The organism is Enterococcus sp. DIV0421 (genome assembly GCF_051713745.1).
Taxonomy (GTDB): domain Bacteria; phylum Bacillota; class Bacilli; order Lactobacillales; family Enterococcaceae; genus Enterococcus_D; species Enterococcus_D casseliflavus.
Genome location: NZ_JBIOQM010000001.1, coordinates 1177566 through 1192903 on the forward strand (window position 1 = coordinate 1177566; position 15338 = coordinate 1192903).

The 15338-nt window shown below is 45.0% G+C and carries 14 protein-coding genes and 1 other RNA gene; 6 read left to right on the plus strand and 9 right to left on the minus strand.

The features are described from left to right. Positions 1 to 5: 5 nt before the first annotated feature. The 6 genes from IGI96_RS05715 to IGI96_RS05740 all read right to left on the minus strand — a co-directional run bounded on the left by IGI96_RS05715 (position 6) and on the right by IGI96_RS05740 (position 5915). Positions 6 to 2216: a RelA/SpoT family protein gene (locus tag IGI96_RS05715; RefSeq protein WP_005227770.1), complete on the minus strand. Its 2211-nt coding sequence runs from the start codon at positions 2214 to 2216 to the stop codon at positions 6 to 8. A gap of 187 nt (positions 2217 to 2403) precedes the next feature. Beyond that, positions 2404 to 3069, minus strand: a complete 666-nt coding sequence (locus IGI96_RS05720) for a hypothetical protein (RefSeq protein WP_005227769.1) — start codon at positions 3067 to 3069, stop codon at positions 2404 to 2406. Positions 3070 to 3073: 4 nt separating this feature from the next. Continuing rightward, positions 3074 to 3829 (minus strand): 16S rRNA (uracil(1498)-N(3))-methyltransferase, encoded by a 756-nt coding sequence (locus IGI96_RS05725; RefSeq protein ID WP_015510470.1) that lies wholly within the window; start codon positions 3827 to 3829, stop codon positions 3074 to 3076. Position 3830: 1 nt separating this feature from the next. Then, entirely contained in the window at positions 3831 to 4778 is a 948-nt protein-coding gene (gene prmA, locus IGI96_RS05730; protein WP_010749037.1) for a 50S ribosomal protein L11 methyltransferase, read from the minus strand. Positions 4779 to 4789: 11 nt separating this feature from the next. After that, positions 4790 to 5278 carry a DUF3013 family protein gene (locus tag IGI96_RS05735; RefSeq protein ID WP_005227763.1) on the minus strand — a complete coding sequence of 163 codons (489 nt, stop codon included), beginning with the start codon at positions 5276 to 5278 and terminating at the stop codon, positions 4790 to 4792. A 16-nt stretch (positions 5279 to 5294) separates the two neighbouring features. After that, entirely contained in the window at positions 5295 to 5915 is a 621-nt protein-coding gene (locus IGI96_RS05740; RefSeq protein ID WP_010749036.1) for a DNA-3-methyladenine glycosylase, read from the minus strand. A gap of 216 nt (positions 5916 to 6131) precedes the next feature. On the opposite strand from IGI96_RS05740, the gene IGI96_RS05745 reads away from it, so the two are divergent. Together IGI96_RS05745 and ssrS are read left to right on the plus strand one after the other, a co-directional pair. Next, a complete protein-coding gene (locus tag IGI96_RS05745) occupies positions 6132 to 7409 on the plus strand; it encodes a replication-associated recombination protein A (protein ID WP_015510472.1) in 1278 nt (425 codons plus the stop codon). An 85-nt stretch (positions 7410 to 7494) separates the two neighbouring features. Then, positions 7495 to 7689, plus strand: a non-coding RNA gene (gene ssrS / locus IGI96_RS05750) — 6S RNA. Between the two features lie 115 nt (positions 7690 to 7804). Here the strand turns inward: ssrS and IGI96_RS05755 are convergent. Beyond that, a complete protein-coding gene (locus IGI96_RS05755) occupies positions 7805 to 9100 on the minus strand; it encodes an ISL3 family transposase (protein ID WP_375354199.1) in 1296 nt (431 codons plus the stop codon). 278 nt (positions 9101 to 9378) lie between these two features. Here IGI96_RS05755 and IGI96_RS05760 point away from each other — a divergent pair, with 278 nt between their 5' ends. Both IGI96_RS05760 and IGI96_RS05765 read left to right on the plus strand, forming a co-directional pair. Further along, on the plus strand, positions 9379 to 9669 hold the full coding sequence (locus IGI96_RS05760; RefSeq protein ID WP_086337761.1) for a hypothetical protein: 291 nt from the start codon (positions 9379 to 9381) through the stop codon (positions 9667 to 9669). Positions 9670 to 9733: 64 nt separating this feature from the next. Beyond that, positions 9734 to 10213, plus strand: coding sequence for a universal stress protein (locus IGI96_RS05765; protein ID WP_010749033.1), 480 nt, complete (start codon positions 9734 to 9736; stop codon positions 10211 to 10213). A gap of 283 nt (positions 10214 to 10496) precedes the next feature. On the opposite strand, the gene IGI96_RS05770 is transcribed toward IGI96_RS05765, so the two are convergent. Then, positions 10497 to 12077 (minus strand): ABC transporter, encoded by a 1581-nt coding sequence (locus IGI96_RS05770; protein ID WP_086337760.1) that lies wholly within the window; start codon positions 12075 to 12077, stop codon positions 10497 to 10499. After that, complete coding sequence (locus tag IGI96_RS05775; RefSeq protein ID WP_005227750.1) at positions 12078 to 12833, minus strand: ABC transporter ATP-binding protein; 756 nt, start codon at positions 12831 to 12833, stop codon at positions 12078 to 12080. It abuts the gene before it with no gap. Positions 12834 to 13103: 270 nt separating this feature from the next. On the opposite strand from IGI96_RS05775, the gene IGI96_RS05780 reads away from it, so the two are divergent. Beyond that, complete coding sequence (locus tag IGI96_RS05780) at positions 13104 to 15104, plus strand: KUP/HAK/KT family potassium transporter (protein WP_005227748.1); 2001 nt, start codon at positions 13104 to 13106, stop codon at positions 15102 to 15104. Positions 15105 to 15184: 80 nt separating this feature from the next. Then, positions 15185 to 15313, plus strand: a complete 129-nt coding sequence (locus IGI96_RS05785) for a hypothetical protein (protein ID WP_005233423.1) — start codon at positions 15185 to 15187, stop codon at positions 15311 to 15313. Positions 15314 to 15338 lie beyond the last annotated feature (25 nt).

The following is a 15338-nucleotide window of genomic DNA, read 5'->3' on the forward strand; positions in this document are numbered from 1 at the left end:
CTTTCTCATCCCTTCGTACGTCTGACGCTGTAAACATCTGGAATCTGCTTGATCTTATCAACGATCGATTTCAAATGGGTCAAATTCTGAATCGCCACCGTGATGCGGATCGTTGCCATTTTGTCTTTGTTGGTTTTGGCTTCGACACTCACTAAGCGCTTCGTGACAGTGTTGACTGTCTGTAAGACATCATTGAGCAACCCAGAACGATCATAGCCGTAGATCTCAAGATCGGCATCGTATTCTTTGTTGATGTCGGTGGCATCTTCCCACTCAACATCGATCAAACGGTTCGCGGCGTCTTTGTTTTGAACATTGGGACAATCGCTGCGGTGGATCGAGATTCCTCGGCCTTTGGTAATGTAGCCTACGATCGAATCTCCAGGGACCGGATTGCAGCAGCGGGAGATACGGATCAACAAGTTATCGACCCCTTCAATGACAATGCCGCCTTCGTGGCGAACCTTCATTTTTTCTGGTTCTTTTTTCGTCGGTTGATTGATCATCTCTTGGACTTGCTGCTTTTGCTTCTCGATTTGTTTCTCGCGCCGTTCTTCTTCGGTCAAACGGTTGGCTAAAGTCGTGGGACTAACTTCCCCATAGCCGACAGAGGCAAATAGATCATCTTCTGTTTGGTAGTTGAACCGTTCGCAAGCTTCCGCCATTTTGCTTTTCGTCAAAAATTCTTTCGGCACAAAGCCCATATCTTGTAAGGTACGAACCACTGCCTCATGCCCTTTGATGATGTTTTCATCACGATCTTGGGCTTTAAAAAATCGTTTGATTTTGTTCTTCGCTTTGCTGGTAGCCACTAGTTTGACCCAGTCGCGGCTTGGGCCAAAGGAATTTGGTGAGGTCAAGATCTCGATAATGTCCCCATTTTTTAGCTTGTAGTCCAATTGGACCATCTTGCCGTTGACCTTGGCGCCGGTGGTTTTGTTACCGATGTCGGTATGGATGCTATAGGCAAAATCCAGGGGACTGGAGCCTTGAGGCAACTCCGTCACATCACCTTTTGGCGTAAATACATAGACTTTGTCGCTGAAAATATCGCCTTTGACACCTTCCATAAATTCAGAAGCATCATAGCTTTCATCTTGTAGTTCCAAGATTTCTCGGAACCAGCCAACTTGTTGGGTCATCTTGTCGGCTCTGACTTTTTCGGTCTTGCCTTCTTTATAGGCCCAGTGCGCAGCAACCCCAAATTCAGCGATCTCATGCATTTCATGGGTCCGAATTTGGATCTCGACAGGATTGCCTTTGGGACCAATGACCGTCGTATGCAGCGATTGGTACATGTTGGCTTTTGGCATCGCGATATAATCCTTGAACCGCCCAGGCATTGGTTTCCATTTTGTATGGATCGTTCCCAAAACCGCATAACAATCTTTGATGGAGTCAACGATCACTCGGATCGCCAACAAATCATAGATTTCATTGAACTGTTTCTTTTGGTCTTTCATCTTGCGATAGATCGAGTAAATATGCTTTGGTCGGCCATAGATCTCAGCATAGATATCTAGTTCCTCGGTGGCGATTCGAATCTCTTCTACGGTTTCAGAAACGTAGGATTCCCGTTCTTCTCGCTTTGTCTGCATCAAATGCACGATTCGGTAATATTGCTGTGGATTCAAATAACGCAAAGAAATATCTTCTAATTCCCATTTGATGCGGCTGATCCCTAAACGATGAGCCAATGGGGCATAGATTTCCATCGTTTCTTGGGCGATGCGGCGCTGTTTGTCTTCCCGCAGATGTTTCAACGTACGCATATTATGTAAACGGTCAGCCAGTTTGACCATGATGACCCGTAAATCTTGCGCCATGGCGATCAACATTTTCCGATGATTTTCTGCTAATTGTTCTTCATGAGATTTGTACTTGATCTTACCCAGCTTGGTCACGCCATCCACTAGCATCGCTACATCGGCACCGAATTCTTCTTTCAGATCGGCTAACGTCACATCGGTATCTTCGACGACATCATGCAAAAAACCAGTTGCAACGGTATGAGGATCCATCTGCAATTCTGCCAAGATCCCCGCAACTTGGATTGGATGAATAATGTAAGGCTCGCCGGATTTACGGAATTGTTCTTTATGGGCTTCTGTCGCGTAATCTAATGCTTTTTGGACAAAGGCAACATGCTCTTCACTCATATAATGAGCGACCAATTTGATGACATTGGGCCCGGTCAATATAACTTCTTTTGCCATTCATTCCGCCTCCTGCTTTTCTTTTTTGTGCTATCAAAAAGGCAGACAGAAGTCGCTGTTAACGTTTCGTCACGCACCCAAAGCCTTGCGGACAAACGTTCTAAGCATGGGACTCCTGTCTAACCTGCAGTTCTTATTTAGTAGTATTATTATACAAATTTTTCAGCTATTTTTCAATCGCTGTTGTTCAAAGCACATCGGGCGACGGCTGGTCCTTAAGCAATTCTTCAAAAACATGATACGAGAGTCCGATTTTCTCAGCGCCAGCAGCCTGTAGTGATTGCAGCGCTTGTTCATCGACTGTGTCAGGATTGATCTGGATCGACAGTTGACTGCCACCATCTAAGGAAAACAAGCTCACGTCATGCAATGCTTCCGCTAGTGGTTGTTTTTGCCCTAACACGATCTTTGGCCAAGCTTCTTCTTTCAAGCGTTGTGCTACTTGGATCTTCGTCAATTCATTCATGATCTCGGTTTGCACAGCTAAGCGGATCTCTCCTCCTGTCAAGGTCAAGGAGCGGATCGTTTCAGTCAGCTCCGCAAAGCCACGATCATTTTCCATGAAGGAAGAAGCTGGCAGCCAGACTTCCAAAAAATCGGCGCCTTCCATAAACGCCCGACCAATTTCAAACGCCACCTTTGCCAGTGTTCCTTGGGCAAGGGGGTAATCGATCACTGCGCCGATTTGTAGGGAAGAGCCTTGTGCCAAGATTTTCGCTCGCCGAATGGCACTAGGCAAAACGACGACTTCCTTTAAGGTCGTCTTATATTGATTGATAAAATCCTTCAAGACCCAGTCGGTCAGATCGGCCGTCAACAAACGGACACTGATTGCTTCTTGGTTCTTATTCATCAACTCACATCCTCTTTAATTCCGTTAGCACACTGACAGCACTTAAAAAATAAAACGGTGCTGTTTCTGTTCGTAAAATTCGAGGGCCTAACCCGCATAATTTGGCGTTGTTTTGCTGGGCTTCTTCGATTTCGGAGGGGGTCAGACCGCCTTCTGGACCAAAGATCGCTAAAACTTTGCTGCCAACAGGCAATGCGGTGATCACTTGCAGCAGCATCGCTGCTTCTCCTTGTTTGGCTGATTCTTCATAAGCCACTAGGACCGCATCATACTGACTGAGGCTTTGCCAAAATGCTTTGGCGTTATCCAGTAGCGTGATGGCTGGTGCGATCTGCCGTTGGGATTGCTCCGCCGCTTCTTGGGCGATTTTTTGCAGCCGCTGCTGCTTTTTCTGTAATTTCTTTTGATCCCATTTCACGACCGAAGTTTGCGCAGGAAAACCGATAAAGGCTGCCGCCCCCAGTTCCGTTCCTTTTTGAACGATCAAGTCCAGCTTGTCGCCTTTCGGGTAGCCGCTAGCGATCGTGACCTGCAGCGGCAATTCCTTGTCCTGCTGTTCTTTTTCGACTTCCTCTAAGTACACCGTTTCTTCATCGGCTTCTTTGATCTTGGCAATGATCGCCAAATGATCCTCAAACACTAAACCGACTTTTGCCCCGGGAGTCATGCGCATCACTCGGATCATATGGTGGAAGGGTTCTCCCGAAACGGCAAACACCGCTTTTGCTTCATAAGGCTCCTGTAAAAAATATCGCTGCATCTTACTCTACCTCTGGTTTTTTAAAGGCGATCGCATACCAGTCTTTTTGATTGAACAATTGATCGATCTCAAAGCCTTGTGCGATCATGGCATCGATCACTAATTGTTTTTTCGTCTCAATGATCCCAGAAACGATCAAGGTCCCTTCTTGCTTCAATAGACGCCACGCATCAGGGATCATCAATAGAATGATGTCCGCTAAAATATTGGCAACGATAAGATCAGCAGGGACCGTCACTCCTTGCAAGAGATCATTGGCCTGCACGGTCACATCGTGAGCAATAGGGTTCATCGCCATATTTTCTTGGGCGGACCTCACAGCGACTTCATCTAGATCATAAGCGAACACGTCTTTGGCACCTAAATATTTACTGGCGATACTCAACACGCCTGAGCCCGTCCCGACATCTAAGACGGTTTCACCGCCTCGCAAGTAGACTTCTAGGGCTTGTAATGTCAAGCGTGTCGTAGGATGCGTGCCGGTTCCAAAAGCCATCCCCGGATCAAGGGTGATGATCTTTTCATCTTCTTGCAGCGGTTGATAGTTTTCCCAGCTCGGCACGATCGTCAGATAGCGGGAGATACGGACTGGATGGTAATATTTTTTCCAGGCCGTCGCCCATGCTTCTTCCACGACCTCGCTCGTTGTGATGGTGTTTTTGCCGATCGCCAAACCATATTCTGGCAGACGGTCGATGGCTGCTTTGATCGTCGGCAGCACTTCTGGTAAAAAGATCGTCTCTGGGAAATAGGCACTGACTTGGGCGCCTTCTTCTAAGGTCGTATAGGTTTCTTTATCCAAAATTTCGCCATACGCATCGCTTTTAAAATTTTCGATATCTAAAACGTCCTCGATCGCTACCCCACTTGCTCCGTGTTCCATTAAAATATTGGCGACTGCTTCCACTGCTTCGCTAGCTGTCGCTACGGTTACTTCATTCCATTTCATGTTCGTTCTCCTTAGTAACTAGGGTACGGGATCATGGTTTCCCCAGCTCCCGCTTGATAGTTCGTCATTTTCTCCACAAATTCTTCTTCGTTGAATCGCAATTCAAAGATCGCTTCTTCACTGTCATCGTTCAAGAAATCAAGCAGATCGCTTTGGCCTTCTTCTAAAATTTCTTGAATGTAATCAACCAATCCGTCTAACAAGGCTTTTTGGATCCCTTTTTTCCCTGCATAAGGGATCGTCGCTAAATAATCTTCTTCATCAAACGTTGATTTTTGTGGATCATACAGCAAAATCCCATCTTCAAATTCAATGATCGCTTCTTCTGATGCCACACCTTGCGCATCGTCGATCTGCACGTGGTGAGGATTTTCAGCAAACAAGCGCAGCACCAATTCGATCGTATGATTTTTGGCATCCCAATCGATCGCCACATCATAGTCGGTGATTTTTTTCGTTAATCGCTGATCTAAGTAAGTCAATATCGTTTCTTTCGCCATCACTATTCCTTCTTTCTTAACACCATCCATGGTCTTGCTGAACAGCGGTTTTTCGTATATTTGTCAAATACGGATTGCCAGCCACCGCAAAACGAAGCGGCATCTGGGTCCATTCCCCTTTATTTGGGATACCGATCCGAGGCAATGCCAAAATTTCTTTTGGGGTACGTCGGCGCTCAGGAACCAAATGCAGTGGGCTTGTAAAAATCGATTCTCCATAAAGCTCAGCGGGGATCTGCAGTGCCTGTACCAGTTTCCCGGGGCCGTTGGCTACATCCGGTCCTGTTTTTTGTCGTTGTTGTTCCATCAAGGCGATCCCATCCACCGGTTCTAGCCCGCGAATCATGATTCCTTGCGGGATGCCTTTTGGCTGCGTAATAAAGTTGACGATTCGATGCGTATGCATCGTATATAAATAAATCGTACCTGGTTCCTGATACATCGCCCGAACCCTTGGTGTGTTTCGCATGCCCACACTATGAGCCGCCAGATCATCGGGACCTAGATACGCTTCACAATCCACGATATACCCACCTACTGTTCCTTCTGGGGTCTCATGTTCCAAATACATTCCTAATAAGGCACGTGCGATGGTCGTTGTCGGCTGTGTCGCAAAAAGTGCCATTAATTCATCCATTCTCATCACCCTCTTTATTCTACACAATTCTCGGCGAACTTACTATCTTTGACTACAGAGTTACGACGATCTCAACGATTTCTTTTCAACGAACCTGATTTTTGCTGACTGAGTGGAAAATAAGCGCCCTTTTGTTTCTGTAAAGACACAAATCAGCTTGTTTATGAGAATATACGTTCTTATGTTATACTTACAGGAAAAGGAGAGGATCGTTTTATGCAGCAGCCACTTGCTTATCGAATGCGGCCACGGAACTTAGATGAAGTCGTCGGACAGCAGCATTTGGTTGGCCCGGGGAAAATCATTCGCCGAATGGTCGAAGCCAAAATGCTTTCTTCGATGATCCTATACGGACCGCCGGGAACCGGAAAAACCAGCATTGCCAGTGCGATCGCCGGCTCGACACGCTATGCGTTTCGCATGCTGAACGCCGCCACAGATACAAAAAAAGACCTGCAGATCGTGGCAGAGGAAGCTAAAATGAGCGGTACTGTCATTTTACTGCTTGATGAAGTCCATCGACTAGACAAGACAAAACAAGACTTTTTACTGCCCCATTTAGAAAGCGGCAAGATCATTATGATCGGTGCCACGACGGAAAATCCCTACATTACGATCAATCCAGCGATTCGCAGTCGGACACAGATTTTTGAAGTCAAACCGCTCCAAGAAGAAGATATTTTGACCGCCATTGATCAAGCTTTAGCAGATGAAACTCGCGGACTTGGATCAGAAACCATCGTATTGACCGATGATGCCCGCTTGCATCTCTCGCGAGCGACCAACGGCGATTTACGAAGTGCGCTAAACGGCTTAGAGCTCGCTGCTCGTTCCACCCCAAAAGGACCAGACGGCATTATTCATTTGACCTTAGCGATCATTGAAGAGTGCGTCCAGCGTAAAGCATTGACCCACGATAAAGATGGGGATGCGCACTATGATGTGATCTCTGCTTTTCAAAAATCGATTCGCGGCAGCGATGTGGATGGTGCGCTGCATTACTTAGGTCGTTTAGTAGAGGCAGGCGATCTGGCGATCATTTGTCGGCGCTTGATGGTCATCGGCTATGAAGACATTGGTTTAGCTAACCCAGCAGCCGCTGCTCGAACCGTCAATGCTGTGTTAGCCGCTGAACGTTTGGGCTTGCCAGAAGCTCGGATTCCGTTAGCCGATACAGTGGTCGATCTATGTCTGTCACCAAAATCCAACTCTGCCTACATGGCATTGGATGCAGCGATCGCAGATATTCGCAGCGGTAAAGCTGGCGATGTCCCGGATCATTTACGAGACAGTCATTACAAGGGTGCCCAAAGCTTGAATCGGGGTGTCGGCTATCAATACCCACATAATTTTGATGATGCCTGGGTCGATCAGCAATACTTACCTGATAAGCTGAAAAATACTCATTATTACCAACCAAAAGCCACTGGTAAATATGAGCAAGCCTTAGGTCAACGGTACCAACAATTGCAGCAGCGAAAGAAAAAAAACTAGGTACTTAAAAAAAATAGTGACTTTTTGGTATCGTTTTCAAACAACTTTATTGCACCTTCGTCATTCCTATGCTACTATAAGGGTGGGAATTCTGTGATGTACGAGTTGTCCCTTTTGTGTGTTGACCGAACATTTTTATTGATATCTTGGGATCCGTCTTGTGTCAATGCTGGTAACATGCCTTTTCCTTTGGTAGTTCGAAGCTTAGACCGTGGAACCCACCTGCTAGAATTTGCGGGATCAATACTATGGGAAAAAGAACGGCATCAACGGATATTACCCATTCTTTTTAGAATGTGCCATCTGTTTTTAAGGCTCTTTGTCAATAAGGACTGATGAGTTGTGCAAAATCAAATCTGGGTCAGAATGAACCACATTCTGGCTCAGATTTTTTGTTATCTTACTTTGATTAATTGATTGATCAAAAAGATTCTAATTCTCATGTTCTCGAATGATTTAAATCCGTAGGATACTCGTTTCATTGTCTTTATGTGGGTATTCTTCGCTTCTATTTTTCCATTGGAATAAGGATAGATCATTGCGTTGGTGATGCCTTCTTCATGGGTAAGAAGGTTTTGAAGCTTTTCTCGAAAGCCGTCATCTAACGTTTCGGGAAGTTCTGCCAATAAGGAGAAAAATAAGTCAGGGTCTTTGTCTCGAAAGGCTTCAACTAACTCATGAAAAAAGGGATACGCCTCCTTTAGGGGCGCAGAAAACTTAAGCAATCGATCAATCATCATTGCTTCAGTAAGAAATGGGTATTTTGGCGCTCGGAAACTTTTCCACGTTTTGTATTCATAATGGTTGATGTTTGCACGATTTTTTAGCAAAAAGCGCCAGTTCTTTTTCAGTTTTTCTGCTTGGCTTTTCTGTCCGGCTTTACGAAGTTCATTCATTTCACGGATACGCAACTCATTGAACGCTTGATTCATGTGTTTGACAATATGAAACCGATCAATCACGACTTTCGCATTTGGCAGAACACGTTTGGTGAGCTGGAAGTAGGCGGCGTTCATGTCTGTCACCAAGAATTCTACTTCTTCCGGATTAGTACAACCTGAGAAATAGCTTGTTAATCGGGGTAATTTACGCGTAGGCAAAACATCTATTAATTTTCCTGTTTCGCCATCTGCGCAAATAAAGCTCATTTTATCTTCTATGGAAGCATGCGAACGAAATTCATCAACCATCAATACTCTTGGGAGAATCTTCTTAGATTGTTTTGGCAAATAGCTTTTAAACTCTTTCAATGTACGAATAACGGTGGTCAAAGATACCTGACAGCTTTTCGCAATAAAAGATAAAGATACTTTTTCAGTCAGTAAAGAAGCAATTTTATATCTAACATGATTTGCGATTGAATGTCTGGGTTGGACAAAATAACTTTGAGCCGTCCAATGGGTTCGGCAGTTTTTACAGGTATAGCGCTGCTTTTTTAGGCGCATAACCAAAGGCATATGATTGTATTGTTCAAAACGGACAATCATTTCCTTCTTCCCATTTTTCACTATAATTGCTTTCCCGTTTCCATCTACCACAGTAGAACCACAACTTCTACAAGCACGAGGAGTAGGCGAGAGAACAGCATCGACGACCAACGTCTTTTTCTTCTGAAGGGTCTCGTAAGAGACCTCTGTAATCATCAAATCTTTCTCTATTATTCTCAGCATTTTTTTGATAGAATCATTCATATAGCATATCGTCCTCTCAGTTGTTTATTTTGTGGTGATTTAATCATACTAGAGAACGATATGTTTTTTAATACCTAAAATGAAAATGGGACTGAAGAATCAATTCTGATTCATCAGTCCCATAAATTATAGAGCCGTTTTTAACAGATGGCTTTTTTGCGTTTTCTAACCGATAGCAACAGTGAAACGTCCTTGCCTGACATCAGAGTAAGGGTGGCTTTTGCTATTCTTTCTAGGGTTCGCTATACTAAACTTATCAACTTAGGACAGGATGGCGTATGTTTATGATTCTTCTATTATTTACGATCGTGGCACTCGTATTATTCGGCACCAGTTATTTGCTTTATGCCAAACAAGCGATTTTTTTCACTTTGATCCCTACCACCGAGGCGAATAAGGTCTTCTTAAAAACCTATAGTCTCATTCATTTCCTTTTAGGCGTGGTGGCATTGGTTGTAGGCTTTGTCGATAAGGAGCTGATTGCCTTGTTTTATTTGGCTTTATTGCTGCTCTCTTCCGCATCTTTCAGCATCTTGGTGGCACAAAAAATGAAAAAAAAGAAAGATTAGGTTTTCTTTTTCCAGAAAAAAGCATTACAATAAAAGTAGAAGATAACAGATGGGAGTGTTTCTTATGTTACAACAATATCAACGAATCATGGTAGCCGTCGATGGGTCTAGCGAGTCAGAATTAGCCTTCAAAAAAGCCGTGAACGTGGCACAGCGGAATGATTCTGAATTGGTTTTAGCACATGTGATCGACACTCGTGCCTTTCAAACCGTTTCTTCTTTTGACGGCATGCTTGCTGAACAAGCAACCGAAATGGCCAAACAAACCTTGAAAGACTATGAGGATTATGCCCGCAAGCATCAAGTAACTGCGGTCAAAACGGTGATCGAATACGGCTCGCCAAAACCGATCATTGCCAAACAATTGCCAGAAGATCACGACATCGATTTGATTATGATCGGTGCCACTGGTTTAAATGCCGTGGAACGAATCTTTATCGGTTCCGTTTCTGAATATGTCATTCGCCATGCCGGCTGTGATGTGTTAGTTGTACGGACAGACCTAGAAAACAAAGTCCCAGCAAAAGACCACACGAAAGCTTAATAGTGAGACGACCTGCCGCTGCTTGGCAGGTTTTTTTGTACAAAAAAACCGTGACAAAAGCAAAAGAGGCAACGAGCGCTCAGGTCTCATTGGTCTTTTTGACTTTGGTCACAGCTCTTTGACAAGTCGGTTATCCAAACTTGTACAGCAAAAAATGAAAGCAAAGTAATAGGTACTCCTATCTAACCATGTTTCCGCTTGATTGTAAATAGTTTTTCTGAATTTTCTGAATAAATAGTTAATTTACCCATCCTTAAATAAAAAAAGCAAAGCGTCGCTTCCCTTAGGAAAAACGACGCCAAAATCTATGGTAATAATGGGCTATCCAAAGGACGCTGGTCAAGAGGATCACAAAGAAAACCGGACCATTCAATAACCAAAAATCAACCGAAGTCGCAGCAAAGCCGTAAAGAATGATAACAATGATGGAAAGAAACAGCGTTGCGATCGTTCCAATGGCTAACCCAAGACTCCCCGCCCCTCTCGTAAACAATTGACTGATGTTGGTCCAATCCAAAAGCAGCAGCCGATAATCACGAGCAAAATATTTCAAGCACAAAAGAAAACTGCTCCAAAGTGCCCCGATTAGAAAAGAGACAGCCAAAATCAGCGGCATTTTGAACAGAAGGACTGCTGCCAGCACGATGACTGCCGTTAAGCTCAGCTGCAAAACGACGCCAAAGCGGAATTTTTCCCGCAAGTAGCGCTTCATCGATAGCGGCAAGGAGCGGACAAACAAGAAATTCTCCTGATCCAGTGAGATCAAATTACTGATAAAAGAAGTCGGGTTGACCATCAATGCTGCCAAGGCGATCCCCGCCACAAAAACGACACCGATAAACCGCTCATCCAATTCACTTAACTGAATCGCTCCTGTAAACACAAAGGACACTAAGAAAATAATGGGCATCAGCAACGAAGAAGAAAAGACTTGCATGATCAAATTCGGATCTCGGATCAACTGCGAATTGTAATTAAACAACAGCTGGCCCAAGCCTTGATTGGGTTTATGCTTCCGACGAACACTCCCTTGGTTGGGCGCCGCGGCTGCCACTTGCTCATAAAACTTCGGCAAGATCAATCGATAGAGGGCAAAAAGCAACACGCCTGCTGTGGCGATGATCCCTAGCAAGCTAAGCAAACCAGTCGTTTGAAACGGTGCCACCATCACATAATAAAAGGGCAATAAAAAGCTGATCGCTCCCCGATCTACCACGTCTGTCTCATAAGTATTCACCTGATTCATCATTAAGACCCCGATCACAACAACCAGCATCGTCACGCCTAGCAATAAACTAGTGACCAATTTTTTATGCTTCAAGAAAAACTTGGTGCGGGTCAGGCTGAAGACGATCAAGCTGCAAATGCTGAAGATCAAGACTAAAAACAAGCCGAACAGCAAGAACGCCCATAAGATCGTCAGCAAGAAAAAGACGTTTGCCCGAATCCCTGTCAGGAGAAATAAGACCAACAGAGGAAAAATAAACGGCGCAACGGTGAGAAATACCACCACGATCTTTGCCAGAAAAATTTCACTCTGTCGAAAGGGCAGCGGCAAATACGCTGGCAGATCTTGACTCTCGAAAAAGACATTGTAAATGGACGAAATCCCTTGGGAAAAGCCTAAGATCCCGAACAAAGCGACATAAGCGGTAAAAAAGCCTGGCATCTGACTAAAATCCAATGTGATCATCGTCAACCCATAGACTAGCAGAAACACTACCCCAGAAAGCGCATATTGAAACAACAAATAACTGGTCAAGGTCGAACCAGCCTTGCCTTTTTTGCGGGCTTTGTCTGTCAATTGGGGATTGGCATACCGCAAATTAACGGAGGTCAGAGTCAGAAATTGTTGTTTTCGCATCTACGCTTCCTCCGCTTCTGCAAGAATCGCTTCTTCTTGACTTCTCCCAGTCATTTGCAGATAGATCGTTTCCAAAGAAAGCGACGGATGCTGTGCCAGCAAATCTGCCACTGAGCCATTGTACAGCAGCTCGCCTTTTTTCAAAATCGCCAATTGATCACACAACTGCTGGGCGGTGTCTAAGACGTGGGTGGAAAAAATCACGGTCTTGCCCTTGGCAGCATGCTGTTTCATCATTTCTTTTAAATCATACGCCGCTTGGGGATCTAAGCCTTGTAACGGTTCATCCAAGATCCAAATGTCAGGATCGGGAATCAATGCCCCAATCAGCAGCGTTTTTTGCCGCATTCCATGGGAAAAGCTGGCGATGGTCTCTTCTTCATGAGACAGCATATCAAACAAGCGCCCTAATTTTTGTAAACGCTCGGCCTTTTCCGCTGCTGGCACCTCATACGCGGCGGCAATCAAGTCCCAATACTCCCCTGCCGTTAGCTGTAAAAACAAATCTGGCGTGTCCGGCACATAAGCAATTTGTTTTTTTATCGCTTCGCGATGTTCCACGAGGGATTGGCCATCAAAATAGATTTCCCCACTCGTTGGCTGCAAAATACTCACTAAGCTTTTGATCGTGGTCGACTTCCCTGCTCCGTTGTGTCCCAGAAAGCCAAAGATCTCCCCTTGACGGATCGTCAGGGAAAGATCAGACAACGCTTTTTTTGGTCCATACTGTTTCGTCAGATTCTTGATCTCAATCATTTTCCTGCCTCCTTATTCCATACCTATTGTTATCTTACGCTGAAAAGCAGGAAATGAAAAATGTTTATTGCCATTTTTAACAAATCAATTGACAGGAGCTGTAAAAACAAAGATAATAAGAGCACTTTAGGGGAGTAGCACATGGATCGTTCCATGATCTTAGATCAACAGCAAGCGGGAATCCGCTGGTTTAAGATGTTTCTTGCAAGACCTAAGTGGCAAGGGGCCGCTTAGGTCTTTTTGCAGTTTAAAATGGAGGGAAAACAGTCAATGAGTTCAAGTAAAATGAAAAAAGTGACCGCCGGCGGACTTTTAGTCGCCATGGGGGTGGTCTACGGTGATATCGGTACGAGCCCGCTTTACGTAATGAAAGCCTTGGTGGAGGACAATGGCGGACTACGCACCTTAACACCCGATTTTATCTTAGGCAGCGTCTCGCTCGTCTTTTGGACGCTAACGCTGTTAACGACGATCAAGTACGTCTTGATCGCATTAAATGCGGATAATCATGGAGAAGGCGGGATTTTCTCCCTTTATACCCTAGTTCGTAAAAACAGCCGCTATTTGATTATTCCAGCAATCATCGGGGGCGCAGCCCTGCTAGCAGATGGCGTGTTGACGCCAGCCGTGACGGTGACCACTGCCATCGAAGGATTACGGGGGATTCCAGTCTTTTTTGATCGCTTCGGCAATGATCAATCGATCATCGTCGGCATCACCTTAGCAATCTTATTGGTCCTCTTTGCCCTGCAGCGCTTTGGGACTGAGTTTGTCGGCAAAGCCTTCGGACCGATCATGCTAGGCTGGTTCACCTTCTTAGGCATCGTCGGTGTGATGAACTTTGCTGGTGACCTTTCAGTGATTCGCGCCCTTGATCCCCGTTATGCAATCAATCTGCTCTTTAGTCCCGATAACAGCGCCGGTCTCTTTATTCTCGGCAATATCTTTTTGGCAACGACTGGTGCGGAAGCCCTCTACTCAGACTTAGGTCACGTGGGCAAGAAAAACATTTATGCCAGCTGGCCCTATATCAAAATCTGCTTGATGCTGAATTACTTTGGTCAAGCGGCGTGGTTGCTGCAAGTCTATCAAAACCCGACTTATCAAGAAATCGAAAACTTGAATCCATTCTTCCAAGCGTTGCCGCAAGGGTGGACAGTCTTTGGCGTCAGCTTTGCCACCCTCGCTGCCATCATTGCTTCGCAAGCCCTGCTGTCTGGCTCCTTTACCTTGGTTTCTGAAGCCATCAAGTTGAAACTATTGCCGCGGATGCAAATCATCTATCCGGGGGCGTCTATCGGGCAAATGTACATTCCTGCCTTGAACACCTTGCTGTGGATCGCCTGTTCTGGCGTGGTCTTGTTCTTCCAGACCTCTACTCGGATGGAAGCTGCTTATGGATTGGCCATTACGGTAACGATGTTGATGACCACTATTTTGCTGTATTTCTACTTGCACCAAAACAAGAAGACCCGTTTCTTGGCACCGTTCATCACGCTCTTTTTTGCAGCGATCGAGGGGATTTTCTTTATCTCCAGTGCGACCAAATTTTTCCATGGCGGTTACGTTGCCATCTTATTAGCCAGCGTGATCATCGGCGTGATGCTGATTTGGGAATGGGGCAATCGTATTCAAGAAAATGCTGCCGAAGAAGTTGCACTTTCTACCTACATCCCTCAATTGAAACAGTTGCGGGAAGATGATTCTTTGCCGTTATCTCAGACGAACGTCGTCTTCATGGTTCCTAAGCTGCAAGACGATCAGATCGGTCAGCAGTTCATCTATTCCATTTTAGACAAACGACCGAAGCGTGCCAAAGTGTATTGGTTCGTCAATGTGGAAGTCACCGATGAACCCTATACGAAAAAATATGAAGTTTCGATGGCAGATACCGATTTTATCGTTAAACTAAAGCTTTATCTCGGCTTTCGGGTGCCGCAAGAAGTCAATCTCTACATTCGCCAAATCATTCAAGAATTAATGAAAGATGGTCGCTTGCCGCTGCAGCCGCAACGCTACTCCTTAACGCCTGGACGCAATGTGGGCGATTTCCAATTCGTGATGATCGAAGAAGAGCTGTCGAATGCAACTGCATTAAGCAAATGGCAGAAGCAAGTCATGCAGACGAAGCTTTTTATCAAACGCCATACCATTTCACCTGAACGCTGGTTCGGCTTAGAATACAGCGATGTGGTTCATGAGACCGTTCCATTAGTCATCGGTCAGATGAAAGAAAGCTCTCTGACAGAATTACGCATCGAGGAACGCTAAGAAACCGCCAGTACTGGTTGAACTTTCTAATACTTTCAGGTACACTGAAAAGACAAAGACACAAAGGAGGGGAAACTACCATGATGCGCATGACTAAAATAACAAGTAATGAAAATTACCAACGATACCATATCGCATTTAGCCATGCAATTGGTTTTACAGTTGCTGTTGACGGGACGAGTCTGTCCAAAACAGTGAAATTCACGTAAAATCAATGGCCATCTCAAGGTATTT